The organism is Micromonospora echinaurantiaca (genome assembly GCF_900090235.1).
In the GTDB taxonomy this organism is placed as follows: Bacteria; Actinomycetota; Actinomycetes; order Mycobacteriales; family Micromonosporaceae; genus Micromonospora; species Micromonospora echinaurantiaca.
In genome coordinates this window covers 6,587,451-6,613,158 of the sequence record NZ_LT607750.1, presented here as the reverse complement: position 1 = coordinate 6,613,158, position 25,708 = coordinate 6,587,451, and the positions used below count along the sequence as shown (strand labels likewise).

22 protein-coding genes and 3 tRNA genes are annotated in these 25,708 nt (G+C 73.0%); 13 read left to right on the top strand and 12 right to left on the bottom strand.

Annotated features, from left to right (window positions below; all coding sequences use genetic code 11):
* Positions 1 to 19 precede the first annotated feature (19 nt).
* The 7 genes from GA0070609_RS30065 to GA0070609_RS30035 form a co-directional block, all read right to left on the bottom strand.
* Positions 20 to 2,857, bottom strand: a complete 2,838-nt coding sequence (locus tag GA0070609_RS30065; protein ID WP_088996906.1) for a discoidin domain-containing protein — start codon at positions 2,855 to 2,857, stop codon at positions 20 to 22.
* A gap of 153 nt (positions 2,858 to 3,010) precedes the next feature.
* Complete coding sequence (locus GA0070609_RS30060) at positions 3,011 to 4,660, bottom strand: glycoside hydrolase family 13 protein (protein ID WP_088998050.1); 1,650 nt, start codon at positions 4,658 to 4,660, stop codon at positions 3,011 to 3,013.
* A 100-nt stretch (positions 4,661 to 4,760) separates the two neighbouring features.
* Positions 4,761 to 5,648 carry a carbohydrate ABC transporter permease gene (locus tag GA0070609_RS30055; protein ID WP_088996905.1) on the bottom strand — a complete coding sequence of 296 codons (888 nt, stop codon included), beginning with the start codon at positions 5,646 to 5,648 and terminating at the stop codon, positions 4,761 to 4,763.
* A 12-nt stretch (positions 5,649 to 5,660) separates the two neighbouring features.
* Positions 5,661 to 6,611, bottom strand: coding sequence for a carbohydrate ABC transporter permease (locus GA0070609_RS30050; RefSeq protein ID WP_088996904.1), 951 nt, complete (start codon positions 6,609 to 6,611; stop codon positions 5,661 to 5,663).
* An 86-nt stretch (positions 6,612 to 6,697) separates the two neighbouring features.
* Positions 6,698 to 8,077: an ABC transporter substrate-binding protein gene (locus tag GA0070609_RS30045; RefSeq protein WP_088996903.1), complete on the bottom strand. Its 1,380-nt coding sequence runs from the start codon at positions 8,075 to 8,077 to the stop codon at positions 6,698 to 6,700.
* Between the two features lie 531 nt (positions 8,078 to 8,608).
* On the bottom strand, positions 8,609 to 9,607 hold the full coding sequence (locus GA0070609_RS30040) for a LacI family DNA-binding transcriptional regulator (protein WP_088996902.1): 999 nt from the start codon (positions 9,605 to 9,607) through the stop codon (positions 8,609 to 8,611).
* Positions 9,608 to 9,722: 115 nt separating this feature from the next.
* A complete protein-coding gene (locus tag GA0070609_RS30035; RefSeq protein WP_231928459.1) occupies positions 9,723 to 11,198 on the bottom strand; it encodes a dihydrolipoyl dehydrogenase family protein in 1,476 nt (491 codons plus the stop codon).
* 214 nt (positions 11,199 to 11,412) lie between these two features.
* Here GA0070609_RS30035 and GA0070609_RS30030 point away from each other — a divergent pair, with 214 nt between their 5' ends.
* A complete protein-coding gene (locus tag GA0070609_RS30030; RefSeq protein WP_088998049.1) occupies positions 11,413 to 12,480 on the top strand; it encodes a serine hydrolase domain-containing protein in 1,068 nt (355 codons plus the stop codon).
* A 25-nt stretch (positions 12,481 to 12,505) separates the two neighbouring features.
* Here GA0070609_RS30030 and GA0070609_RS30025 read toward each other — a convergent pair whose 3' ends face one another.
* Positions 12,506 to 13,435, bottom strand: a complete 930-nt coding sequence (locus GA0070609_RS30025) for a phytoene/squalene synthase family protein (RefSeq protein ID WP_088996900.1) — start codon at positions 13,433 to 13,435, stop codon at positions 12,506 to 12,508.
* 65 nt (positions 13,436 to 13,500) lie between these two features.
* Here GA0070609_RS30025 and GA0070609_RS30020 point away from each other — a divergent pair, with 65 nt between their 5' ends.
* The 8 genes from GA0070609_RS30020 to GA0070609_RS29985 all read left to right on the top strand — a co-directional run bounded on the left by GA0070609_RS30020 (position 13,501) and on the right by GA0070609_RS29985 (position 19,124).
* The gene (locus tag GA0070609_RS30020; RefSeq protein ID WP_088996899.1) at positions 13,501 to 14,655 is read left to right on the top strand and encodes a polyprenyl synthetase family protein; all 1,155 of its coding nucleotides are present in this window, start codon (positions 13,501 to 13,503) and stop codon (positions 14,653 to 14,655) included.
* Between the two features lie 28 nt (positions 14,656 to 14,683).
* Positions 14,684 to 16,165, top strand: coding sequence for a phytoene desaturase family protein (crtI, locus tag GA0070609_RS30015; RefSeq protein ID WP_088996898.1), 1,482 nt, complete (start codon positions 14,684 to 14,686; stop codon positions 16,163 to 16,165).
* A 32-nt stretch (positions 16,166 to 16,197) separates the two neighbouring features.
* Complete coding sequence (gene idi / locus GA0070609_RS30010) at positions 16,198 to 16,821, top strand: isopentenyl-diphosphate Delta-isomerase (RefSeq protein WP_088996897.1); 624 nt, start codon at positions 16,198 to 16,200, stop codon at positions 16,819 to 16,821.
* The gene (locus GA0070609_RS30005; protein WP_088996896.1) at positions 16,811 to 17,752 is read left to right on the top strand and encodes a MerR family transcriptional regulator; all 942 of its coding nucleotides are present in this window, start codon (positions 16,811 to 16,813) and stop codon (positions 17,750 to 17,752) included. The genes idi and GA0070609_RS30005 overlap by 11 nt, the downstream gene beginning before the upstream one ends.
* Before the next feature lie 76 nt (positions 17,753 to 17,828).
* Complete coding sequence (locus GA0070609_RS30000; protein WP_088996895.1) at positions 17,829 to 18,617, top strand: polysaccharide deacetylase family protein; 789 nt, start codon at positions 17,829 to 17,831, stop codon at positions 18,615 to 18,617.
* Positions 18,618 to 18,770: 153 nt separating this feature from the next.
* Positions 18,771 to 18,843 (top strand) — tRNA-Glu (locus GA0070609_RS29995).
* 30 nt (positions 18,844 to 18,873) lie between these two features.
* Positions 18,874 to 18,950, top strand: a tRNA-Asp gene (locus GA0070609_RS29990).
* A gap of 100 nt (positions 18,951 to 19,050) precedes the next feature.
* Positions 19,051 to 19,124 (top strand) — tRNA-Phe (locus GA0070609_RS29985).
* A gap of 207 nt (positions 19,125 to 19,331) precedes the next feature.
* Here GA0070609_RS29985 and GA0070609_RS29980 read toward each other — a convergent pair.
* Positions 19,332 to 20,318: a helix-turn-helix transcriptional regulator gene (locus GA0070609_RS29980; protein WP_231928458.1), complete on the bottom strand. Its 987-nt coding sequence runs from the start codon at positions 20,316 to 20,318 to the stop codon at positions 19,332 to 19,334.
* A gap of 104 nt (positions 20,319 to 20,422) precedes the next feature.
* Here GA0070609_RS29980 and GA0070609_RS29975 point away from each other — a divergent pair, with 104 nt between their 5' ends.
* Complete coding sequence (locus tag GA0070609_RS29975; RefSeq protein WP_231928457.1) at positions 20,423 to 20,824, top strand: RidA family protein; 402 nt, start codon at positions 20,423 to 20,425, stop codon at positions 20,822 to 20,824.
* Between the two features lie 76 nt (positions 20,825 to 20,900).
* The gene (locus GA0070609_RS29970; RefSeq protein WP_231928456.1) at positions 20,901 to 21,377 is read left to right on the top strand and encodes a DUF488 domain-containing protein; all 477 of its coding nucleotides are present in this window, start codon (positions 20,901 to 20,903) and stop codon (positions 21,375 to 21,377) included.
* A gap of 18 nt (positions 21,378 to 21,395) precedes the next feature.
* Here the strand turns inward: GA0070609_RS29970 and GA0070609_RS29965 are convergent, their stop codons facing one another.
* Complete coding sequence (locus GA0070609_RS29965) at positions 21,396 to 22,361, bottom strand: hypothetical protein (protein ID WP_088996893.1); 966 nt, start codon at positions 22,359 to 22,361, stop codon at positions 21,396 to 21,398.
* Between the two features lie 160 nt (positions 22,362 to 22,521).
* Between GA0070609_RS29965 and GA0070609_RS29960 the strand changes: the two genes are divergently transcribed.
* Positions 22,522 to 23,043 (top strand): SRPBCC family protein, encoded by a 522-nt coding sequence (locus GA0070609_RS29960; protein WP_088996892.1) that lies wholly within the window; start codon positions 22,522 to 22,524, stop codon positions 23,041 to 23,043.
* A gap of 7 nt (positions 23,044 to 23,050) precedes the next feature.
* Here GA0070609_RS29960 and GA0070609_RS29955 read toward each other — a convergent pair whose 3' ends face one another.
* Together GA0070609_RS29955 and GA0070609_RS29950 are read right to left on the bottom strand one after the other, a co-directional pair.
* A complete protein-coding gene (locus tag GA0070609_RS29955) occupies positions 23,051 to 23,755 on the bottom strand; it encodes a DUF2786 domain-containing protein (RefSeq protein WP_088996891.1) in 705 nt (234 codons plus the stop codon).
* Positions 23,756 to 23,816: 61 nt separating this feature from the next.
* On the bottom strand, positions 23,817 to 24,206 hold the full coding sequence (locus GA0070609_RS29950; protein ID WP_088996890.1) for a hypothetical protein: 390 nt from the start codon (positions 24,204 to 24,206) through the stop codon (positions 23,817 to 23,819).
* Positions 24,207 to 24,367: 161 nt separating this feature from the next.
* On the opposite strand from GA0070609_RS29950, the gene GA0070609_RS29945 reads away from it, so the two are divergent.
* Positions 24,368 to 25,705, top strand: a complete 1,338-nt coding sequence (locus GA0070609_RS29945) for an ABC transporter substrate-binding protein (RefSeq protein WP_088996889.1) — start codon at positions 24,368 to 24,370, stop codon at positions 25,703 to 25,705.
* The last annotated feature ends 3 nt before the right edge of the window (positions 25,706 to 25,708 follow it).

Sequence of the window (25,708 nt, the reverse complement as noted above, 5' to 3'; positions counted from 1 at the left end):
ACGGGGCCTCGCCCACACGTCAGGTGGCGTGGACCTCGAACTCGGCGAGCTGACCGGCGGGCCAGCCGGTGTTGCCGGAGATGGTGATCCGGACGTACCGGCGGTCGCCGGTCGGCACGCTGATCGACACCGTGTTGCCCGTGGCCGGGTCGAAGGTGCGGCCGGCCGGGCCGGCGAGCGTGGCCCACGACGAGCCGTCGGTGGACCCGAGCACCGACAGCGTCTGGGTACGGGTCTGCCAGGCCGGGGACGGCGGCAGCTTCAACACCACCCGGGACACCGGACGGGCCGCACCCAGGTCGACCGTCACCGACTGCGGGAAGGCGCTGTTGGCGCTCTCCCAGTAGGTGTTCGGGTTGCCGTCGACCGCGTTGGCGGCCACGTACACGTCGGCGTGGCTGGTCTCCGTGATCGGCCGGCCGAGCGCCAGGTTGCCGGTCGGCGGCGGCGGCGTGGTCGGTGGCGGGGTGGTCGGTGGCGGGGTGCCGCCGTCGCCGTACACCTCGAACTCGGCGACCTGGCCGGCCGGCCAGCCGGTGTTGCCGGTGAAGCTCAGCCGCACGTAGCGGCGGTCACCGGCCGGCAGGGCGATGCTGGCGGTGTTGCCGCTGGCCGGGTCGAAGGTGCGGCCGGCCGGGCCGGCGAGCGTGGCCCACGCCGAGCCGTCGGTGGAGCCGAGCACCGACAGCGTCTGGGTACGCCGCTCCCAGCCGGCGGGCAGTTTCAGCACCACCCGGTCGACGGCGCGGTTCGCGCCGAGGTCGACGGTGAGCGTCTGCGGGAACGCGTTGTTGGCGCTCTCCCAGTAGCTGGCGGCGGCGCCGTCCACCGCGTTCGTCGCCACGTAGTTCTGGGTGGAGCTGGTGGCCGTCACCGGCCGGCCCAACGCCAGGTTCCCGCCGGTGGGCGGCGGAGTGGTCGGCGGCGGGGTGGTCGTCGGCGGTGGGCTGGTCGGGCCGCCGCCCCACTGGGGTTCCGGCCACGGCCCGCAGTACGGGGTGGGCGTGTACCAGCCGGAGTTGCCGGGCCCCTGGGTGATCTGGAAGCCGCTGCCCACACAGTTGTGGATCGGGTTGGCCTGGGCGATCCCGGTGGCCCGGACGTTGGTGAAGGAGACCTGGCTGGGCGCCTGCACCTGGAGGGCGTACGTGCCGGCGCCGTCGATGCGCACGTTCGAGAAGCTGATCCCGCTGGTGGCGCCCTCGATCCAGTGCAGCGCGGCGTACGAGCTGTCGAGGATGTCGGTGTCGGTGACGGTGATCGACGCGCCCTGGATCGGCTCGTTCAGCGCGGAGAACCAGACCGCGCCGACCCCGAAGCGCCAGTTGTAGTCGGAGTTGCCGTTGCGGATCAGGGTGTTCCGGGCGACCGTGATCGTGCCCGAGACGGCGGTCGGGCCGTTCACTCCGGGGTAGCGGTTGGCGACGTGGATGCCGCCGCCGTTGGTGACCGAGTCGGCGGTCACGTTGTCGGTGATCCGGATGTCCCGCCCGCCGTAGGTGACCAGGTGGTTGGCGAGGATGGTCACGCCGATCGTGTTGAACGTGAAGGAGTTGTTGACGTTCGGCACGTTCTGCGCCCACATGGCCAGGGCGTCGTCGCCGGTGTTGCGGACGAAGGTGTTGGTGACCGTGGAGTTGGTGACTCCCCAGTGGAAGTTCACCCCGTCCGCGGTCTGGTCGAGGATCCTGCTGTTGCGGATGGTGAAGCTGTCCATCGGGCCGTCCATCCAGGCGCCGACCTTGGTGTGCTGCATCCAGACGTTGTCCACCACCGAGTTCGACATGGCCCCGCCGATGGCGTTGACCTGGTGCTCGTCCACCCGCTCGCGGATGTCGCCGATGATCGCGAAGTCCCGCAGGGTGACGTTGCGGCTCGGGCCGCCGGCCTCGTGCGGGCGGATCTCGCCGCTGTAGCCGCCGCCGGGAACGTACTTGCCGTAGATGCCGGCGGCGCGCTTGCGGTCGGTGGGGTGCCGGCCGCCGAGGACCGAGTACCAGGGGCCGGCGCCGCGCAGCGTCACCCCGTCGACGACCACGTGGTCCCAGAGCGTGAAGGTGCCGGTCGGGATCCAGACCGCCCGGCCCTGGGCCCGGCCGGCGTCCACCGCGGCCTGGAACTTGGCGGTGGAGTCGGTGGCGCCGGTCGGATCGGCGCCGAAGTCGGCGACCACGTCGAGGACGCCCGCCGGCTTGGTGATCGGGTCGCCGACCAGTTCGAAGTCGGCCAGGTCGATGGTGAAGGTGGGCGACTGGGCGGTCGAGGAGACCTGGAGCCGGATCTTCGTGCCGGCCGGGTAGGTGGTCCCGAACATGGTGCGGGTCTCGTCGTAGAAGTGGTGCGGGTTGGTGTCGCCCGGGTTGTTGTTGAACGGGTAGCCGCCGTAGTACCAGCCGTACCGGGAGGTCACCGGCACCGCCTTGACCAGGGCGCCGTTGGCCCGCAGGTCGATGCTGGCATCCCGGCCGGTGCCGGCGGCGTTGTCCGGGATGCTGTACCGGAAGGTGACCACGTTGGCCGGCGCGGTCAGGGTGAACTCGACGTACTCGCCGACGGCGTCGAGGGTGACCGCCTCGCGGCCGGACGCCTCGGACGGCAGCGTGCCGTAGTGCCGGTCCGGGCCAATCTTCGTGCCGGTGTGCGCGACCTCCTCCGCCTCGTGCTCGACGAACGGGACCGTCGCGCCCCGGCCCGGGATGTCGAACGGGGAGATCCCGGCGGCCTGGGCGGGGGTGGCGGTGCTGGTCAGCGCGATGGCGGTGAGCGAGGTCGCGGTGAGGGCGGCACCGGCGAGGGCGGCGATGCCCGCGCGGGTCCGGCTTTTTCGGGGCGGGGTGGCGGTGGCGTGGTCGGGCATGAGCTGGGCTCTCCCTTTCGTGTGGTCCAGGTCCCCCGTGCGTTGCGGCGTGGCGCTGGGGTGGCCTACCTCCTTGTCGGGCTCGGGCCGGTCGGGGCCGGCGGGGTGGTGCGGTGCCGGCGGCCGGGACGGGGCCGCCGGCACGGCGGTCGGTCAGGCCGTTGCGGGTCCGGCCGACCTCGGATCGGCGGTACGCAGCCAGACGGCGGTGTCCGGCGGAAGCAGGTCGTCGTCGAGTGGCCCGCTGGCGAGCAGCCGCTCGGTGTGCGGCGGCAGCGGCACCGCCGCGGCGGAGAGGTTGACCAGGCAGGTGAAGCCGGGCGGGCGGTGGAAGGCGAGCACCCCGTCCGGGGCGGGCAGCCAGCTCATCGTTCCGTCGCCGAGCGCCGGGTGGGTGCGCCGGATCCGGATCGCCGCCCGGTACAGCTCGAGCATCGAGGTCGGGTCGCCGGTCTGCGCCCGCACCGTCCGGTCCTTCCAGTCGGCCGGCTGCGGCAGCCAGGGTGCGGCGGCGCCGTCGGGACTGAACCCGAAGGGCGGCTCGTCACCGGTCCACGGGATCGGCACCCGACAGCCGTCCCGGCCGGGGTCGACCCCGCCGGAACGGTGGTACATCGGGTCCTGGCGCAGCTCGCGCGGGATGTCCTCGACCTCCCACAGGCCCAGTTCCTCGCCCTGGTAGACGTAGGCGGCGCCGGGCAGGGAGAGGGAGAGCAGCGCCGCCGCCCGGGCGCGCCGGGTGCCCAGCTCCAGGTCGGTGGGGATGCCCTCGCGCTTGGCGGCGAAGCTGAACGTGGTGTCCGCCCGGCCGTACCGGGTGACGTGCCGGGTGACGTCGTGGTTAGAGAGCACCCAGGTGGCCGGGGCGCCCACCGGGGCGTGCGCGGTGAGCGTGGTGTCGATGCAGGCCCGCAGCGCGACCGCGTCCCAGGCGCAGCCGAGGAAGTCGAAGTTGAACGCGGCGTGCAGCTCGTCCGGGCGCAGGTAGTTGGCGAACCGCTCATGGTCGGGGAGCCACACCTCGCCGATCAGCGCCCGGTCGCCCGGGTAGCTGTCGGTGATCCGCCGCCAGCCGCGGTAGATGTCGTGCACCGCGTCCACGTCGACGAACGGGCTCGGGCCGTCCGGCGTCGCCTCCGGCAGCGTCGGGTCCTTGGCCAGCATCGCCGCGGAGTCGATGCGGATGCCGTCCACGCCCCGGTCGAGCCAGAACCGCAGGATGTCCTCGAACTCGGCGCGCACCCGGGGGTGGTCCCAGTTGAAGTCCGGCTGCTCGGGGGCGAAGAGGTGCAGGTACCAGTCGCCGGGCGTGCCGTCCGGGTTGGTGGTCCGGGTCCAGGTGTCGCCAGCGAACGGCGAGACCCAGTCGGTGGGCTTGCGCGCCCCGTCCGGGCCACGGCCGGGGCGGAACCAGAACAGCTCCCGTTCCGGCGCGTCCGGGCTGGCGAGCGCCGCCTGGAACCACGGGTGCGCGTCGGAGCAGTGGTTGGGCACCACGTCGACGATGGTCCTGATGCCGACCGCGTGCGCCTCGGCGATCAACGCCTCCACCTCGGCCAGGGTGCCGAAGACCGGGTCGATGTCGCGGTAGTCGGCCACGTCGTAGCCGGCGTCGGCCATCGGGGAGGGGTACCAGGGGCTGAACCAGATCGCGTCGACGCCGAGCGCGGCGAGGTGATCCAGCCGGGACCGGATGCCGGCGACGTCGCCGATCCCGTCACCGTCGCCGTCGGCGAAGCTACGCGGGTACACCTGGTAGATCACCGCGCCACGCCACCACGGACCGTCGTCTGCTGTGGACACGAGCACCTGCTTTCTGCGTCGGTACGTCGGCGGGTCCGCCGGAGGCGGACGGGTCGGGCGGACGTCGTTGTCCGCCGCGGGTGGTTGCGCTGGCCGGGGGTCAACCCTTGAGGCTGCCGGTGGTCAGGCCGGACATGATGTTCCGTTGGAAGATCAGGAAGACGATCACGGTCGGGATGGCGGCGATGACCGACGCGGCGACCACCACGTTCATCGGTGTGCCGCCCGAGAAGGCGTAGATGCCGACGCTGACCGTCCGGGTCTCCGGGTGCGGCATGACCAGCTTCGGCCAGAGGAAGTCCTTCCAGACCGCGGTCACCGCAAAGATCGAGACCACGCCGAGGATGGGACGCGACATCGGCAGGATGATCGACCAGAGCGTGCGCAGTGGCGTGGCCCCGTCCATCAGCGCCGCCGCCATGAGGTCCTCCGGGATCGAGTCGAAGAACCGCTTCAGCAGGAAGATGTTGAACGCGTTAGCGACCAGCGGCAGCCAGATCGCGAAGGGTGAGTCGAGCAGGTTGAGGTGCAGGATCGGCAGGTCGATCACCGTCACGTACTGCGGGACGATGAGGACCATCGCCGGGATCATCAGCGTGGTCAGCATCAGGCCGAGGATCACGTTGCCGAGGACCGGCCGCAGCTTCGACAGGGAGTACGCCGCGGCGGTGTCGAGGACGAGCTGGAACGCCACCGCGCCGGCCGCGTAGTAGAAGGTGTTGAACAGCAGCTTGGCGAGGTCCAGGTTGTGCCACGCGTCGACGTAGTTCTGCGGCTGCGGGTCCTTCGGCCACAGCGTCGGCGGGGTCTGCGCGATCTCCTGGCCGGACTTGAGCGCGCCGGTGACCATCCAGTAGAGCGGCCCGAGGAAGACGAGCGTGAACACCACCACGACGACGGCCAGCAGCGTCCAGTAGATCGCCTTGCCACGCCCCCGCCGGAGCTGGGCGTGGGAGATGAGGGTGCGGTTCCCGGAGTCCTGTGCCATCGGTCGTCCGTCCTAGTCCTGTTTCGCGGTCAGCCGCGCGTACACGGCGGAGAAGCCGGCCAGCACCACGAGCATGATCACGCCGAGCGCGGCGGCCCCGTTGAGGTCGTTCTGGAAGAAACCGTGCTGGTAGATGAGGTACGCGACCGAGGTCGCCGAGTCCTGGGCGCCCGCGCCGTTGGCGAGGATCAGCGGCTCGATGAAGAGCTGCATGGTGGCGACGATCTGGAGCATCGCCAGCAGCGCGAGGATCAGCCGGGTCTGCGGGATGGTCACGTGCCGGATCCGCCGCCAGAGCCCGGCGCCGTCCAGCTCGGCCGCCTCGTAGAGTTCGCCGGGGATGTTCTGCAGCGCGGCCAGGTAGATCAGCACGGCGCTGCCCATGTTCATCCAGGTCGACGCGATCACCATCGCCGGCATGGTCATCTCCGGGGACTGCATCCACTGCGACGTGGGCAGGTGCAGCGCCTTGAGGATCGCGTTGAACAGCCCCGCGTCGCTGGGGTCGTACGCGTAGAACTTGAACAGGAAGAGCGCCGAGGCGGGCGGCAGCATCACCGGCAGGTAGACCAGGATCCGCAGGTAGCCCTTGGCGTGGCGGAACTCGTTGAGCAGGATCGCCACGAAGAACGGCACCGCGTAGCCGAGGGCGAGCGCGAGGACGGTGAAGTAGAAGGTGTTCTTCCAGGCGGTCCAGAAGCTCGGGTCGTCGATGATGCGGGCGTAGTTGTCCCAGCCCACCCAGGTGGTCTCGCCGCGCCGGGTGCGTTGGAAGCTCATCACGACGCCACGGACCATCGGGTACCAGGAGAAGACCACGAAGCAGAGGAGCGCGCCGATCAGGAACGCGTGCCCGGTGAGGTTGTCCCGCACCTTGCGGCCGAGGCCGGTGGGTCGTCGCCCCGCCGGGGCCGGCGGGCGGCCTGGCTTCCTGGTGGTGCCGGGAACGGTGGTGATGGTCAAGGCAGCTCCTGCGCGGAAGTCGGTGACCGGACGGTCTGGACCCGGACGGTGGGTGGGGGCCGGCGCGCCGGCCCCCACACCGTCGATCAGCTCTCCGCCGCGAGGAGTTGGTTGACCTTGTCCTCAGCCGTCTTGAGCAGCGCGTCGATGTTCGCGTTCGGGTTGGTCAGCACCCCGGACATCGCCGCGTCGAGCACCGCGTAGATCGCCTGCGCGTTGCGCGGTTCGCCCTTGATCGGGACCGGGTTCGCCTCGAAGACCGCGAAGTTCGCGGTGTCCACGTTCGCGTTCGCCTTGCGCAGTTCCAGCTCCTGCTTCTGCGCCTCACTGCCGTTCGCGAAGAGCAGCGGCTGGGGCAGGCCGACCGGGTAGTTCTGCGGCTTGGACCGGACGTAGTCGAACTGGCCCTTGCCCGGCGTCAGCTTCTGGTACGCGATCCACTTCAGACCGGCCTTGACCTGCTCCGGGGAGAGGCCCTTCTTGAAGAAGTAGCCCTCGCCGCCGCCGAGCGTCGCCTTCGCCGGACCGTCCTGGCCGGGCAGCGGGCCCATCGCCCAGTCCTGGAACTTGCCCTGGAACTGGCTGACGATCGCCTGGGTGGTGTCCGGCGCGCCGATGAACATGCCGACCTTGCCCGCCGCGGCGTTGGTCAGCAGGTCGCCCCACTGCAGCAGCTGGCGGCTGCCCATGCTGTTGTCGCCGTACCGCATGTCCTTGAGGTTCTGCAGGACCTGCTTGCCCATCGCGTTGTTGAAGTCGGCCTTCTTGCCGTCCGCGGTCAGCACCTGCCCGCCCTGCGAGTAGAGCAGGGAGGTGAAGTGCCAGCCGCCGGTGTTGCCGGCGCTGTACTCCGCGTAGCCGGCGACGCCGTTGCCGAGCGCGGCGATCTTCTTGGCCGCCACCCGGACCTCGGGCCAGGTCTTCGGCGGGTTGTTCACGTCGAGCCCCGCCTGCTGGAACAGGACCTTGTTGTAGACCAGGCCCATCGAGTAGTTCTTCACCGGGACGCCGTAGAGCTTGCCGCCGTCGCTGAAGACCTCCTTGAGCGCCGGGTCGACGCTGTCCCAGGTCGGGATGGTGTCCTTGGTGGCGTACTGGGTGATGTCCATCGCCTGGCCGGAGTCGAGCACCTGCGCCAGGTCGGTCATGTACCCGTAGAAGACGTCGGTCACGGTGCCGCCGGCCAGGCGGGCGGTGAAGTCCGGCGGGTTGTTGCACTGCTCGCCGACGCTGACGCTCTTGATGACGATGTCAGGGTTCTGTCGCTGGAACTCGGCGACGTCGTCGTTCCAGTTCTGCAACAGCTCTTTCTGGGAGCCGACCGGCTGGCAGTCGACGGTGATGGTGACCTTGCCACCTGCCTCGTCCGAGGCGTCGTCGCCCTTCGTGGAGCAGGCGGTGAGGCTGAGCCCCAGGCCGGCCACGAGCGCTAACGCCGCAGCCTTCCGGTACTGCGGTACGGACATCTGTCCATCCCTTCGGGAACGGGTGTCTCCATGACCTTCGCGGAACTGCGGTGATCGTCACCGCGGCCGATGCCCTGCTACGTGATGCATCCGTCATGCGACCTGACCCGCGGCAACCACTCCGGGGCCTGGTGTGAGTGGAGTCACTGTAACGAGACGAACGAACGTCGGCAAGGTTTCGACGTGATTATGAAAAGACGCGACTTTGGTACGATAGATGCCGACAGCGCTCCCGGATGCACCCGGAAAGCCATGCTTCGCCCCGTTTTGGCGACGGTGATGGGAGCCCTGGGTCGGGGCGCCGGGCAGGGCGTGCCCGATCCGCGGGGCAGGACGAGAACGGCCGCCGACCGCGGGCAGCGGTCGACGGCCGGAGCGTCGGGTCAGCGACCCGGCAGGTGGCCCGGGCCAGGGTGTCCAGTCAGCGGCGGGCAGCACGATGGACAGTGGCACCGCCTCGGCCGCCGGGAGCGGGCGCGGATCAGCGGGCGGGAGGCAGGCCTGGGTCGGCGGGCGGGAGGCGGGCGCCGGTCAGCGGCCGGGGGCGGGCCCGGTGGAGCCGCGTACCACCAGTTCGGGCTCGAACAGCAGCTCGTCGTGCAGCACGCCGGCCCCCTCGATCTGGGTGACCAGCAGGTCCACCGCGGCCTGCCCCATCGTCTCGATCGGCTGCCGCACGGTGGTCAGCGGCGGGTCGGTGCAGGTCATGAACGCGGAGTCGTCGAAGCCCACCACCGACACGTCGGCCGGCACCGCCCGACCGAGCCGCCGGGCGGCCCGGATGGCACCGAGCGCCAGCACGTCGCTGGCGCAGATGATGCCGGTCACCCCGCGCTCGACCAACTTGGTGGCGGCGACCCGGGCACCCTCCATGGAGAAGCTGGAGCGCTCGACGAACTCGTCGTCGGCCCAGCCGGCGGCCTGGATCATCGCGTTCAGTTTGCGCCGGGACGGCACGTGCCCCTCCGGGCCGAGCACCATCCCGATCCGCTCGTGCCCGAGCGAGCGCAGGTGCCCGTACGCCTGCTCCACGGCCACCGCGTCGTCAGTGGAGACGCGGGGGAAGCCCAGCTCGTCCACTCCCGCGTTGACCAGCACCACCGGCAGGCCCCGGTCGGTCAGCCGGCGGTAGTGGTCGTGCCGGGCGTCGGCGAGCGCGTACGAGCCACCGGCGAAGATCACCCCGGAGACCTGGTGGTCGAGGAGCATCTCCACGTAGTCCATCTCGGAGACGCCACCGATGGTGCGCGCGCAGAGCGCCGGGGTGAACCCCCGCTGGGCGAGGGACCCGGTGACCACCTCGGCGAGGGCCGGGAAGATCGGGTTCTGCAACTCGGGCAGGACCAGCCCGACCAGCCGGGCGCGCTCGCCGCGCAGCTTGGTCGGGCGCTCATAGCCGAGCACGTCCAGCGCGGTCAGCACCGCCGTCCGGGTCGCCTCGGAGACTCCCTCTCGGCCGTTGAGCACCCGGCTGACGGTGGCCTCGCTGACGCCCGCCTTCTTGGCAACTTCGGTCAACCGCTTCGTCACGGCCGCAATCGTACGTCATCGGAGTGAAAGAAATGAGCAGCCACCTGCCGGCCTGCTGCTCACTTCTGCCGGACGCTGCCGCCACCCGTCAGCCGCCGCCTCCTCGACCGGCAGCTCAGGACAGCTTGCGCAGCGCGTCCTCGATGGCCCGGTGGAAGGTCGGGTACGCGTAGATCATGTGCCGGAGCAGGCTGAGCGGCACCGCCGCGTGCACCGCGACCACCAGCCCGGAGAGCACCTCGCCGCCGGCCGGCCCGACCGAGGTCGCCCCGATCAGCACCCCCTGGTCGGCGTCGGCGACCAGCTTGATGAAGCCGTCGTCGCCGACCCGGTGGATCCAGCCCCGGGTCGAGCTGCCCAGCTTGGTGAAGCCCACCTGCACGTTGATCCCGCGGGCCCGGGCCTGCTCTTCGGTCAGCCCGACCGCGCCCACCTCCGGGTCGGTGAAGGTGACCCGGGGCAGCGCCCGGTAGTCGGCGCGCGGCACCGTGCCGGCCGAGCCGCTCGACCCGCTGGCACTGAGGCTGCTGGCCGCGCCCATGGCGCCGCCCACCACGCTCGCGGTGCCGCTCGGATCCGCTCCGGCCCGCGCGTGCCGGGCACGGTCCAGGATGTCGGCGATCACGATCGCCGCCTGGTACATCGCGATGTGGGTGAACGCGCCCTCCCCGGTCACGTCGCCCACCGCCCAGAGCTCGTCGGCGACCTGCATCCGGTCGTCGACCGGCAAATAGCGCTGGCCGGCGTCCACCCCGACGGAGTCCAGCCCCAGCTCCTCCAGGTGCGCCCGGCGGCCGGTCACCACCAGCAGCCGCTCGGCGGTGAACTCGGCGCCGCCGGTGGCGGACAGGGTGAACCGCTGCCCGTCGTGGCCGACCCGCTCCGCCCGCACGCCGGTGTGGATCTCCACCCCGTCGGCGCGGAGCGCCGCGGCGACGACCTCGGACGCCTCCGGCTCCTCGACCGCGAGCACCCGGTCCAGCGCCTCCACGACGGTGACCCGGACCCCGAACCGGGCGAAGACCTGCGACAGCTCCAGCCCGATCGCCCCGCCGCCCAGCACCAGCAGCGACTCGGGCAGCTCCGTGACCTCGACCGCCTGGTGGTTGGTCCAGTACGGGGTGCCGGCCAGCCCGTCGATCGGCGGCACCGTCGGCCGGGTGCCGGTGCCCAGCACCACGCCGTACCGGGCCTGGAACACCTGGTCGCCGACCTGGACCCGGCCCGGCCCGGCCAGCCGGCCGCTGCCCCGGACGAACCGGCCACCCCGCCCGACGAAGCGGTCCACCGCGACCCGGTCGTCCCAGTTGTCGGTGGCCTCCTCGCGGATCCGCCTGGCCACCGGCGCCCAGTCCGGGCGCACCTCGACGGTGCCGGCGAGGCCGTCGACCCGGCGCGCCTCGGCGAGCGCGTTCGCCGCCCTGATCATCATCTTGCTCGGGATGCACCCCCAGTACGGGCACTCCCCACCGACCAGGTCCCGCTCGACGCCGACGACGCTCAGTCCGGCCTCGGCGAGTCGCCCGGCCACCTCCTCGCCGCCGACGCCGAGCCCGACCACTACCACGTCCACCTGCTCCGGCTCCGCCACCCGGACAGCATCCCCCAGCCGCCGCCGACGGGCCAGCCGGTCGGGGGAACGGTCGCGGTACCGTGCGCTCCCCGGTGCCATCGAAGGCGGCGGGCGGCGCCGCGACGCTCGCGCCGGGCCGTGGAGCGGGTCGCGCCCGGGCCGTAGAGCGCGGGTCGCGCCGGGCCGTCGAATGGCGGCGCGGCTGACGCCCCGGATCGCCTACCGTGGCCGGATGCCCGACACCCGCTTCGCCGCCGTCCACGACTGCTTCCGCGACCTGCTCGCCAGCGGCCGGGAGACCGGGGCCGGCCTGGCCATCTGGTACGACGGCGCGCCGGTGGTGGACATCGTCGGCGGCGAGCGGTCGCCGGGCCGGCCGTGGCCGGCCGACACGCTGGTCAACGTCTACTCGGTCGGCAAGCCGGTGGCCGCGCTCTGCCTGCTGCTGCTGGTGGACCGGGGCCGGATCGGGCTGGACGATCCGGTCGCCGCCCACTGGCCCGGTTTCCGCACTCCGGCCACCGTCCGGCAGGTGCTCGACCACACCGCCGGGCTGCCGGTCTTCCCGGTGCCCCGGCCGGCCGAGGCGATCGCCGACTGGGACCTGCTCGCCGGCGACCTGGCCGCCGCCGAGCCGGAGTGGGAGCCGGGCAGCGTCGCGGGCGAGCACGCCTGGACGTACGGGCACCTGGTGGGCGAGCTGGTCCGGCGGGTGGACGGTCGGTCGGTGGGACGGTTCCTCGCCGAGGAGATCGCCGGCCCGTGGCGGCTGGACCTCGGCTTCGGGCTGGACCCGGCGGACCAGCGCCGCTGCGCCGACCTGTCGTACGGCGCCCCGGAGTGGCCGGTCCGGGTGGCCGGTGAGCCGGGTTCGCTGCGGGCGCGCGCCCTGGACAACCCGCCCGGTGGCCGGGACCTGTCGGTGGTGAACAGCCCGCTCTGGCGCGGCGCCGAGGTGCCCGCCGTCAACCTGCACTCGACGGCCGGCGCCCTCGCCCGTTTGTACGCGGGACTGCTCGCCGGCGGCACGCTCGACGGCGTACGGCTGTTCAGCCCGGAACTGGTCGCCGAGGCGACCCGGGTCCAGTACGACGGCCCGGATCTGCTGCTCGACCGGCGGACCCGGTGGACGTTGGGCATGCAGTGGGAGGAGGACGGTAGCTGGGGCATGGGCGGGATCGGCGGCAGCTGCGCCTGGGCCGACCCGGTCCGCGGCTACACCTTCGGCTACGCGACCGCCCGGCTGGCCGAATTCGACCGGGTGGAGGCCCTGGTCGACGCGCTGCACAGCTGCCTCTGAGCCGCCGCCCGACGGGCACCGGCGGTCACGGCGCGCTCGGGGAGGGCAGCGGTGGCCCGGGGACGGCGACCACCGGCGTGCCGGTCGGGGTGAGCAGGGCCTGGGCCGCCACGGCCAGCCGGCGCCGCTGGCCGACCACGGCCCGGCGGGCGAAGACGTCGTAGTCCTGCGCGGCCACCTCGTCGAGGATCCCGCCGTAGAGCGCGTACGCGGTCCGCAGGCAGGCCTGCGAGGCGGGTGCGAGCAGGGTGATCCCGGGCGCCGCCGCGGCGTAGTGCGCCTGGGCGCGGGTCACCTCGTACGCGATCAGCGCCCGGATGGCCCGGCTGGCCCGCCGCCGCGCGCGGGCCTCGAGCAGGTCCTGCCGGGTGACGCCGAACCGGGCCAGGTCCTCCTCCGGCAGGTACGTCCGCCCGCGGTCCAGGTCCTCGGCCACGTCCCGGATGAAGTTGGTGAGCTGAAAGGCGAAGCCGAGCTGCCGGGCCGGTTCCCGGGCCGCGGCCGGGTCGCTGCTGCCCAGGATCGGCAGCATCATCGTGCCGATGACCGCCGCCGAGCCCTCCATGTAGTCGAGCAGCTGGTCGTAGGTCCGGTACGAGTCGACGGTCAGGTCCATCGCCATGCTCTTGAGGAACGCGGCGAAGTCGTCGCGGTCGAGGTCGAAGACGGCGATGGTGTGCAGCACGGCGGGCAGCAGCGGGTCGTCGATCGGCTGGCCGTGCAGGCCCGCCATGAACCGGCCGCCCCAGTCGTCGAGGCGGGCGGCGCGCTCGGCCGGGGCAAGGTCGTCGGTGCGGTCGACGATCTCGTCCGCGTACCGGGTGAAGCCGTAGAGGGCGTGCACGTGCCGCCGTTTCCACCCGGGCAGCAGCCGGGTGGCGAGATAGTAGGTGTGACCGTGGCGTCGGTGCAGCTCACGGCAGCGGTCGTAGGCAGCGGTGAGATCAGTGTCCACCGGCCCTCCCTCACAATCGACGCACCAATCGACGCAACTCACAACCCTAGGGTACGCTCAGCCGCATGGCCAACGACGCACCCGCGGGTAATACGCTTCGCGACGTGCCGGCAAACCCGTCCGGCCGGGACGATCCGGTCCGCGCGGTGCTCACCGCGTACACCCGCGAGTTGGTCACGGCGGTGGACGACACCCTTGCCGACTTCCTGACCACCGAGGTCGACGCGCTGGCCGAGATCGACGCGGCGATGGGCGGGTTCGCCGCGACCGCACGCGACCACGTGCTCGCCGGCGGCAAGCGGGTCCGCCCGACGTTCGCCTACTGGGGCTGGCGCGGGGCGGTGGGCGGCAGCGAGCCGCTGCCACCGGTGCTGCCGGCGCTCGCCGCCCTGGAGCTGCTGCACACCTTCGCGCTGGTGCACGACGACGTGATGGACGCCTCGACCACCCGGCGCGGCCGGCCGACCGCCCACGTGGCGCTGGCCGCCCAGCACGTCGCCGCCGGCCGTCGGGGCGACCCGCGCCGGTTCGGCGAGGCGGTCGCGGTGCTGGTCGGCGACCTCTGCATGGTCTGGGCCGACCGGCTGCTCGCCCGCGCGGCCGTGCCCCCGGCACGGCTGTTGGACGTCCGCGGCTGCTACGACCAGATGCGGGTGGAGACCGTGGCCGGGCAGTACCTCGACGTGCTCGGCGAGAGTGACGCCGCCCGCTGGTCGGTCGACCGGGCGCTGCGGGTCGCCCGCTACAAGACCGCCAGCTACACGGTGCAGCGACCGCTGCTCTTCGGCGCCCACCTGGCCGGCGCCGGATCCGACGACGCGCTGGTCGCCGCCTACACCCACTACGGCCGGGCGGTCGGCGAGGCGTTCCAGCTCCGCGACGACCTGCTCGGCGTCTACGGCGATCCGGCCACCACCGGCAAGCCGGCCGGCGACGACCTGCGTACCGGCAAGCCGACGGTGCTGCTCATGCTGGCCCGGCAGCTCGCCACCCCGAGCCAGCGCCGGGCGCTGGAGCGGGCCGGCGCGGGCGGCGGCGACCGGGAGATCGCCGGGCTGGCCGAGCTGGTCGCCGACACCGGGGCCGTCGAACGGGTCGAGCGGATGATCGCCGACCGGGTGGCGGAGGCGCTCGCCGCGCTCGACGACGCGTCGATCGACGAGACCGCGCGCATCGCGCTCACCGGCCTCGCCGGCACCGCCACCGACCGGCGGGCATGATGGGCAACTTCGTGAAGGAGGTGATCGCGTGCGGACCGTGAGCGGACCCACCGACCGGGTGGTGGTGGTCGGGGCCGGCCTCGGCGGGCTGGCCTGCGCGCTGCACCTGGCCGGCAGCGGCCGGCAGGTGACCGTGCTGGAACGGGAGCCGGTGCCGGGCGGGCGGGCTGGCCGGCTCGGCGTCGACGGCTACGAGTTCGACACCGGGCCGACCGTGCTCACCATGCCGGATCTGATCGCCGAGGCGCTCGGCGCGGTCGGCGAGGAGCTGACCGACTGGCTCGACCTCACCCCGCTCGACCCGGCCTACCGGGCCTACTACCCGGACGGCTCGACGCTCGACGTCATCACCGACACCACCCGGATGGCGGCCGAGATCTCCCGGGTCTGCGGGCCCCGGGAGGCCGACGGCTACCTGCGCTTCGTCGACTACGCCCGGCGGCTGTGGCAGCTGGAGCGGGCCGACTTCATCGAGCGCAACCTGGACGCGCCGACCGACCTGCTCACCGGCAACCTGCTGAAGCTGCTCGCCGGCGGCGCGTTCCGCCGGCTCCAGACCAAGATCGACCAGTTCTTCCAGGACCCGCGCACCCGGCGGATCTTCTCCTTCCAGGCGATGTACGCCGGGCTCGCCCCGCACGACGCGCTGGCCATCTACGCGGTCATCGCGTACCTCGACTCGGTGGCCGGGGTCTACTTTCCGCGCGGCGGCATCCACGCGGTCTCCCGGGCGATGGCCGGCGCGGCCGAGAAGCACGGCGTGCAGATCCGCTACGGCACCACGGTCAGCCGGGTGGAGACCGCGGGCGGGCGGGCCACCGGGGTGCTGACCGCCGACGGCGAGCGGATCCCGGCGGACGTGGTGGTGCTCAACCCCGACCTGCCGGTGGCCTACCGCGACCTGCTGCCGCCGGCCCGGCAGCGGCGGCTGCGCTACTCGCCCTCCTGCGTGGTGCTGCACGTCGGCTCGACCCAGGGCTACTCGAAGATCGCCCACCACAACATCCACTTCGGACGCGCCTGGCGGGGCACCTTCGACGAGGTCATCCGGCGCGGAAAGCTGATGAGCGACCCCTCGCTGCTGGTCACCAACCCGAGCCGGACCGATCCGTCGGTGGCGCCGGCCGGGCGGCACACCTACTACGTGCTCGCCCCGGTGCCCAACCTCGACCGGGCGCCGTTCGAGTGGCGGGGCGACCTCGACCGCCGCTACGCCGACCAGCTCGTCGGCACGCTGGAGGAACGCGGCTACGTCGGCTTCGGTGCGGGCGTCGAGGTGCTCCGGACGATCACCCCGGCCGACTGGGCCGAGCAGGGCATGGCCGCCGGCACCCCGTTCGCCGCCGCGCACAACCTGTTCCAGACCGGCCCGTTCCGCCCGGTCAACCTGCACCGCACGCTGCCGAACGTGGTCTTCGTGGGCTCCGGCACCCAGCCCGGCGTCGGCGTGCCGATGGTGCTGATCTCCGGCAAGCTCGCCGCCGGCCGGATCACCGGCGGTGGCCGGTGAGCCGTCCCCTCGGACTGGAAGGGCAGGAATCGGTGACCTCCCGGGAGAGCCACCTGGTCGAGCTGGTCGACGACGCCGGTCGGGCGGTCGGCGAGACGACCGTGTCGGTTGCGCACCAGCCGCCGGGCCAGCTGCACCGCGCCTTCTCGGTGGTGCTGGTCGACCCGGACGGCCGGGTGCTGCTGCAACGGCGGGCCGCGGCCAAGACCCGCTTCCCGCTGCGCTGGGCCAACTCCTGCTGCGGCCACCCCACGCCCGGCCAGTCGCCGGTCGACGCCGCGAACCGCCGGCTCCGCGAGGAGTTGGGCGCCGGCCCGGTCGAGCTCACCGAGCTCGGGGTGTACGTCTACTACGCCGAGGATCCGGTCACCGGGCGGGTCGAGTTCGAGTACGACCACGTCCTGCGCGGCGACCTCCGGCCGGGCAGCCCGCTGCGTCCAGACCCCGACGAGGTGGCCGAGCTGCGCTGGGTCGACCCGGCCGAGCTGGCGGCCGACCTGGACACCGACCCCCGGGCGTACGCGCCGTGGCTGGGCGGGGTGGTGAACCGCCTGCTGAACCCGGACGGCCAACTGGCCGGCCCGGCCGTGAACCCGTCCGGACTGCCGGCCGGGTTGCCGGCCGACGACGCGCCGGAGCGGCCGGGTGGCCGATGAGGCGCTGAGCGCGGGGGCGGTCGCCCGGCGGCTCGGGGTCGCGGTGACCACGCTGCGCACCTGGCACCAGCGCTACGGGCTGGGGCCGAGCGAACACGTCCCCGGGCACCACCGGCGCTACACGCCGGCCGACCTCGCCCGGCTGGAGGTGATGCGCCGGCTCACCGCCGAGGGGGTGGCCCCGGCCGAGGCGGCCCGCTGGGCCCGCCAGGGTCCGGACGTCGCACGCCCCGGCGCCGACGTACGGTCGCGTACCGCCGTCGGCCGCGACGGCGGACCGACCATCCCGGTGGGCCGGGCCGGTCCGGCGGCCCGGGGCCTGGCCCGGGCCGCGCTGCGGCTGGACTCGGTGGCGATCAGCGAGACGATCGCCCGCGCGATCGCGACCGACGGGGTGGTCGCCACCTGGGACGGGTTGCTGCGACCGGTGCTGGTCGGCATCGGCGAGCGGCACGACGCCACCGGCGGCCTGGTCGAGGTGGAGCACCTGGTGTCCCGATGCGTCTCCGAGTCCCTCGCCGCGACCGCCCGGGCCGCGGCGCCGGCCGGGCCGCCGCGCATCCTGCTCGCCTGCGCCGACGAGGAGCAGCACAGCCTGCCGCTGGAGGCGTTGGCCGCCGCGCTCGCCGAGGTCGGGGCCGGCTACCGGATGTTGGGCGCCCGGGTGCCGGTGCCGGCACTGCTGGAGGCGGTCAACCGGACCGGACCGGCCGCCGTGGTGGTCTGGTCGCACACCCGGACGACCGCCGATCCGGGCCAGCTCGCCGCCCTGCTGGCGGCACACCGCCGGCCGCTGCTGGTGCTCGCGGCGGGGCCGGGCTGGCAGGCCGACACGCTGCCCGCGGGGGTGGTCCGACCGGTCGATCTCTCCGAGGCGTTGTCGCTGGCAGTGGCCGTGCGGGACGCGCTGGACCGGCCGGCGGCGAGCTGACCGGGCTCCCGGGTCACGGCGGGCGTCCACTACCGTCGTGGGGTCCGCGGACCCCGACCCCCTCCGGGAGCGAACGATGCGTCACCGCGCCCTGCTGGCGTACGCCCTGGTCCTGGTGATCGTCCTCGCCGGCGAGAGCAGCACCGCGAAGGTGCGGCCGGCACCCCCACCGACCGTCGCCGGTACGGCCACCCCCACGCCCGACGCCACCCCGGCACCCCGCCCGACCCGGAGCACGCCGTCCCGCCCCCGGCTGCGTCCGCTGCCGAAGACCCTGCCGGCTGGGTTGCAGCGCGGCACCGGCGTCCGCCAGGTGGCGCTCACCTTCGACGACGGGCCCGACCCGGTCTGGACGCCGAAGGTCCTCGACCGGCTGCGGGCGGCCCGGGTCACCGCCACCTTCTGCGTGGTGGGGCGGAACGCCCGCCGGCACCCCCAACTGGTCCAGCGGATCGTCCGGGAGGGCCACCAGCTCTGCAACCACAGCTGGAACCACGACCTGGACCTCGGCCGGCGGCCGGTGGCGGAGATCCGGGCCGACCTGGTCCGGACGAACAAGGCCATCCAGGCGGCCGTCCCCGGGGCGCGGGTGCCGTTCTACCGGCAGCCGGGCGGGCGGTGGACGGCCGAGGTGGTGGCGACCGCCAAGCAGCTCGGCATGAAGTCCCTGCACTGGACCGTGGACCCGCAGGACTGGGGGAAGCCGCCCGCGGCCACGATCGCCAAGCGGGTGCACACCGCCGCCCGGCCCGGCGCGGTCGTGCTGCTGCACGACGGGGGCGGCGACCGACACGCGACCCTGGCCGCCTGCCCCGCCCTGATCGGTGACCTGAAGCGCCGCTACGGCGTCACCAAGCTCCGCTGAACCCGGTTGACCTGCGGTTTCGTGGATCGTTGTGGCTACTGCCATACCGGTTTGGTCGACCGGCCGGGCATCACGTATGCTTTCCAAGCCTCCGGCGGGGCCGGATGGGAGCAAGTCCGCTTGAAGTTGCGAGTGTGCAATGATGGCGGGGCCGCCCTCATCGTCTAGCGGCCCAGGACGCCGCCCTTTCAAGGCGGTAGCACGGGTTCGAATCCCGTTGGGGGCACGACCGGCGCAAGCCGGAGCAACAAAGCTAGGTCCTGTGGAGCAGTCGGAGTGCTCGCCGCCCTGTCAAGGCGGAGGTCGCGGGTTCAAGTCCCGTCAGGACCGCCAGCGCTGACGCCGCGCCCAACCCGCGCGGCGTTCTGCGTATCGGAGCGTGCGACCCTCGCGGCGGATTCCCCGCCCTGCGGGTAGCATGAGCCGGGAGCACGGCCAGGTAGCTCAGTTGGTACGAGCGTCCGACTGAAAATCGGAAGGTCGGCGGTTCGACCCCGCCCCTGGCCACATAGCCTTTCGCCGGGCTACAGAGGTCCCCACCAGCGGAAACGTCGGTGGGGATCTTGCTGTATGTGGCCCTGCTGCCGTGATCGTCGCTGGCCGTGATCGCCCTTCGCCCCTGATCGCCGCCGCAGGTTGCCCGTTCGCTGCAGGTCGCTCCCGTACCACTACCCCCACCTGTAGGCGAGCCCGGTCGCCGCAACCCTGGTCAGCTCAGGACGGCGCTCCGTAGCGGGTGGTGATCGCGGCGGCGCGGTTGCGCAGGGAGGTGCGCAACCACTGCGGGGCCAGGGCCTCCGCGTTCATGGCGAGCTGCCACAGCGCCCACTCGGCGTGCCTCGAATCCTGGAAGGTCACCTCCAGCCGCAGCCAGCCGTCCGCCTCGGTCGCTTCGGCGAGGACGGCCAGCGCGGTGCCCACCAGGTCCTCGCGCCGCGCCGGGTTCACCCGTACCAGCACGGTGACCTGGTCGCCGCCGGTCCGGAACCGCGTGCTGCGCTCCTGCCAGGCCCGGTCCAGATCGACCCGGTCGGGTCGCTGTGCGGGTTCGGCGAGTTCCTCGGCGGCCAGCACCCGGGACAGCCGGTAGGTACGGTCCTCGCCAGCCCGCGTGGCCAGCAGGTAGCCCTGGTCGCGCACCGTGACCAGGCCGATCGGGTCCACCGTGCGCCACCGCGGGGCCCGGCCCACGGCCGCGTAGTGGATGCGCAGCTTGTGCCCGGCGAACACCGCGCGCCGGACCTCGGCCACGATGGCGTCGGGCACCTCCTCGGCGACCTGCCGGCGCGCGAGCAGGTCGGTCTCCGGGTCGATGAGCAGTCGCTCGACAGCGCCGGCCGCGGTGTCCCGATAGCTTTCGGGCAGCGCGTCGACCACCTTGAGCATGGCCGAAGCGAGCGCCGAGCCGAGGCCGAATGCCTGCGCGCCGCGCCGCGATCCGGCGACCAGCAGGGCGAGCGCTTCCTCGTGGTTCAGTCCGGTGAGTTCGGTCCGGAAGCCGGGCAACAACGCGAAACCGCCGCGCCGGCCGCGTTCGGCGTAGACCGGAACGCCGGCCGCGGACAGCGCCTCGATGTCCCGCAGCACGGTGCGGGTGGACACCTCCAGCTCCCGGGCCAGCGTGGTCGCCGACAGCCGACCGCGCTGGCGCAGCAGCAGCACCAGCGAGACCAACCGGTCGGCCCGCACCCGGAAGATCATGCCAGGAATACACGACACAGGATGTCGTGATTCGTTGACAGGCTCCTCACCACGACGTCGAGCTGGCTACCGAGCCGATCGACGATGAGCCGAATGGAGCAGATGTGGCTGTGGAGCGAACGGCGGTCAACCCGGTGACCTGGTCGGTGCCGATGGGATTCAACCAGGGTGAGCTCGTCTCCCGGCACACCCGGACCCTGTACTGCTCGGGGCAGACCGCGACGAACGACGAGGGCAAGCCCCAGCATGCCGGTGACATGGCGGCACAGCTGGCGCTGAGCCTCGACAACCTGGAGGCTGTGCTCGGCGAGGCCGGCATGTCCCTGGAGAACCTCGTCCGGCTCAACGTCTACACCACCGACGTCGATCTGCTCTTCGAGCACTACGGCGTGCTGGCGTCGCGGTTGGGCGCGGCCGGGGTGGCGCCGACCACCACGATGCTCGGGGTGACCCGGCTGGCGATCCCCGACCTGATGGTCGAGCTCGAGGGGACCGCCGTCGCGTGATCCGACCTCGCCGCCCCCGGCAGGGCTGCCGGGGGCGGCACGAGTAGCAGACAGGCGGGTGGTTCCGGTGCGCGGAATGGCGACGATCGGCGTCTACGGCTTCGACGCCGAGTCCTTCCTGCGACGACTGCGGCACGCGGACGTCCGCCTGCTGCTCGACGTTCGCCAGCGCCGCAGCGTCCGCGGCCCCGAGTACGCCTGGGCGAACTCCCTCCGCCTGCAGGCGGCCCTCGCCCAGGCCTGGATCGCCTACGCGCATCACCCCGAACTCGCCCCGACCACCGAGCTACGCCGACTCCAGTACGCCGAGGACGACCGCCACGGGGTCGGCAAGCGATCGCGCCAACAGCTCGCCGCCGAGTACACCCGCCGCTACCGCATGGAGATCCTCGATCGCGTCGACCTCACGCCGATCGTGTCGGCGCTGCCGAGCGGCGGGACCGCGGCGCTGCTCTGCGTCGAGCGCGACGCTGAGGCCTGTCACCGCTCGCTGATCGCCCAGCGGCTGGCCGAGCAGCACCGCGTCACGATCGAGCACCTGGGCCCGATGTGACGCGTGGAATCCCTCCGGTCAGCGCGGCCGGTGCTGGCTCACCCCGCTCTGGATCGCCTCCCAGACACTGCGCCCGGCCTGCCGGAGCGCCTCGCTGGCCTGCGCGGCCAGGTCCGCCGAGCTGGGAGCGGCCTCGGCACCCTGCCCACCCTGACCGGCGCCCGGCTTGCCCTGACCGGCGCCCTGCGCACCCTGTTCCGGCCGGCCCGGCCCGGCACCGCTCGGCTGGCGCCCGCCACCACCCGGCTGCTGCCCCTGGCCGCCACCCGGCCGGCCCGGCGCACCGCCCGGCCGCGCCTGCTCGGCCTGGCCACCGCCGGGCGCCCCGCCGCCCTGCTGCCGCTGCCCGGCCTCGCCACCCTGCTGCTGGCCACCGCCACCCTGCTCCTCGCCACCACCGCGCTGCTCCTGGCCGCCTTTGGCAGCCTGCTGGACGACCGCTTCCGGCCCCTGGTACCTGGCCTGCGCGCTGATCGAGCCGATCTGCTTGCCGAGCCGGTCCACCACGGTGTCGAGGTGCTCGGTGCTGCCGGTGACCTGCTGGGCGCTCCGGTGCACGTCGTCGACCACCCCGCCGACGCTGCCGGCCAGCGTCTCGATGATCTGCGGGTTCCGCTCGATGGTGGTCAGGGCGCGGTCCAGGATCCGGCGCAGCTCCTCCAGCCGCACCTTCAGCACGGCCTCGGCGTGTACGTCGGTGATGTCCAGCTCGACGCCGTGCAGGTCGACCCGCACGCCGGCGTCCAACTGCACCAGGTTCGCCAGCCGGGCCTTGAGCGAGAGGTCGGCCCGCAGGTCGTCGACGGCCAGCCGGATCGACTCCACCCGGAGGTCGGGCACGTCCAGCAGCACGTCCGGCTCACCCTGCCGGCCCGGCCCGCGCGGCTCCTCGCCGTACTGCGCGTGCCGGGTGCGCTCGCCCGGCTGCTGGCCCCCCGGCTGCTCCTGCCGCTGACCCTGCTGGCCCGACCCGGTTTCACTCATCTCCGTCGCTCCCCCGCTGACGACTGCGGCCGGGAGGGCCCGGCCGCACCGGGCGCGGTTACCCGTTCGCGGGGCGACCATCCCTGCCCGCGTCGGCTGTCCGGAACCGGGCACCGCTCGAAGCTGCACACCGGGGCATCAGCCGGTATGGTCCGGGCCTATGGGACAGGAGACGGCCGGTCCGGCGACGATCCAGCAGGATTCCGAGCGGTTCTCGTTACGCAGCAGTCTCCTCGTTCCCGCTTCCACCGCGCAGGCGTTCGCGGTGTTCACCGGGGCGCTGACCGACTGGTGGGTGACCGAGTACACCTGGTCCGGGCCGGCGCACCTGGCCGAGCTGGGGATCGAGCCGCGGGCCGGCGGCATGCTCTACGAGGTCGGCCCGTACGGCTTCCGCAACGACTGGGGCCGGGTGCTGACCTGGGACCCGCCCCGGCGGCTGGTCTTCACCTGGCAGATCGGCGCCGACCGGGTGCCGGTGCCGGACCCGGCACAGGCCAGCGAGGTGGAGGTGCTCTTCCACCCGGAGGGTCCCGGGCAGACCCGGGTCGAGGTCGTGCACCGGCACTTCGACCGGCACGGCGACGCCGCGGAGGGTTACCGGCAGGCGCTCACCGCCGGCTGGCACGAACTGCTATCCCGCTACGCCGCCTCGGTGGGACGGCACGCCGACATCAGCTGACGGCGGCTCAGCGGCCCAGGCCGGGCCGGCCGCCGGGGGCGGGAACTCCCCGGCCACCCAGGTCGGCGCGGCGACCGGCGGCCGCACCGGAGCCGAACCCGGAGCCGGCCAACCGGCGCGGCGGCGCGGTACGCAGCCGCGGATAGACCTCGGCTAGCCGCCGCTGCACCCGGTCGGACCGGTCGGCGAGCACCAACGCGACCGATCGGCCGCCCGCCTCGGTGGCCGCGACCTCCTCGGCGGCGCGCAGCCGGCCGCCGACGACCTGCGCGAAGCCGGCCAGCCAGGAGCGCCGGTACGCGGCCGGATGCTCCCCCGCCGGCACCACGGCGGCGGCCAGCCCGTGTGCCGCCTGCACCAGCAGCGAGGTGAAGAGCAGGTCCACCCGCTCCAGGTCGCTGGCGAACCCGAACAGGTGCATCGCGAACCCGCTGCCCTGGCGGCGGCGTACGCAGCGGCAGCGCAGCGGCTCGGCGACCGCGGCGAGCAGACCGGCCTTGTCCCGGGCGTACGGTGCGACCACCTCGACCACCCGGTCGCCGACCGGGTCGGTGGCCGGGTCACGGACGGCGAGCAGCGCCCGGTCCACACCGTAGCGGGCGATCAACTCGGTAGCCTTGGCGGTGAACGCGGCCGCCTCGGCCGGTGTGCAGGCCGGGTCCTCGGCCTGGGCCAGCAGCTTGCGCACCTTGCTCAGCATGGCCTCGGACATGCCCACAGACCTATCACGGCGGCCCGACCTCCCGGCGCGCCGACCACCGGTCGGGAGGGGCTCAGCCGGCTCGGTGGCGCAGCGTGGCGACCGTCGAGCCGGCGAGGGTGAGCAGGCAGTCCGACAGCAGACCGTCGGCGGCGGCCGCGCCGAACAGGGCCTCGCCGGTGTCCACGTCGGCGTTGGCGTACGCGCTGACGAACCGGGCCACCCAGCGGGTGTCGTAGCCGGCCTGGTCGATGCCGGGGAAGTCCAGCGCGCACGCCCCCCGCGGCACCTCGTCGCCCACCATCGCCGCGGCCAGACACCACGCCACTCCGTACGCGCCGGCCAGGCCGGACCGGTCGACCACCGCGTCGAACGTGCCCACCACCGCGTCGCCGTCGCCGGCCAGCGCGGAGTGGAGCACGGCGGCCGCGTCGTCGCGGATCTGCTGTGGTGAGTTCGTCACGCACCGCACAGTAGAGGGACGGGTCAAGCCACCACCTCCGGCCACTCGTCACTCTGCGTAGGCAGCGCGGTCTACCTGCGGATTGACAGGGCTCCACGGTCCCACGGTTCGAGCCGGCACGCTAATGTGCGCAACGGACCTTCGCCGGAGGAAGGACGACCATGCTCATCTCACGCGCCTCGCGGGCAGCCACCCTGGCCGCCTGCGCGACGTTCCTGCTCGCTACCAGCGCCTGCGGGACCGACCAGCCCGAGGAGGCGACCACCCACCAGGTGCGCCTCTACGGGACCGACGGCAACATGCTCAACTCGTACCCCGCCGAGTTGAAGGAGCGGGCCAATCTGGTCGACGGCATGAAGGGCACCACGCCGCTCACGCCGCTGCCGGAGGACTTCAAGAACCGGCTACGCACCGTGGACCCGAAGCTGGGCGACTTCCTCTACTCCGCCGAGGCGTACGACGCGGTCGTGATCAGCGCGCTGGCCGCCCAGTTGGCCGGCACCACCGACCCGGCCGCCATCGCCAAGCAGATCGTCGGCGTCACCAACGGCGGGCAGCGCTGCGAGGACCCGGCGAGCTGCCTCGCGTTGGCCCGCAACGGGCAGGACGTCGAGTACCGCAGCGTCTCGCTGACCCGGGCGGGCTTCACCGACGCCGGCGAGCCGGCCACCGCCAGCTACGCCACGCTGCACTTCGACGGTCAGCAGCTCAACGACGGCAAGACCGAGTTCGTCGGTGCCGGCGACGAGTCGGCGGCCAGCAGCAAGGCCCCGCCGAAGCCGAAGAAGCAGCGCGGCAAGGCCGCGGACGCCCCGCTGGTGCTGGGCGGCCTGCTGCCGAAGACGGGTGACCTGGCCCTGGCCAACCCGCCGATCGCGGCCGGCGCGGCGCTGGCCCTCAAGGAGATCAACGCGGCCGGCGGCGTGCTCGGCGAGCCGGTGACCTGGATCGACGGCGACGACGGCACCAACCCGGAGATCGCCAAGGCCACCGTGGCCAGCCACGTCGAGGCGGGCGTGCACGTCATCATCGGCGCCGGCGGTTCGGGCATCTCCCGGGCCGTGCTGCCGGAGGTGGTGAAGGCCGGCAAGGTGATGATCTCCCCGTCGAACACCGACGCCAGCCTGACCGAGGTGGACGACAACGGCCTCTACTTCCGTACCGCGCCGCCGGACAGCCTCCAGGGCCGGGCGCTCGCCGACGTGATACTGCGCGACGGTCCGCGCAAGATCGCTCTGGTCGCCCGCAAGGACTCCTACGGTGAGGGCCTGCAGGGCAACGTCCGCGAGGAGTTGGAGCGGGCCGGCTTCGGCTCCGACCGGGTCAAGCTGCTCACCTACGACCCGCCGGAGGACGCCAAGGCCGCGCCGGTCGACTTCACCGCCGGGGCGAAGGAGATCAAGGACTTCGGCGCCGAGGCCGTGCTGATCATAGGGTTCGCCGAGTCGGCGCAGGTGATCCGGGCGCTGGCGGACGCCGGGGTGCAGATCCGGCACTGACCG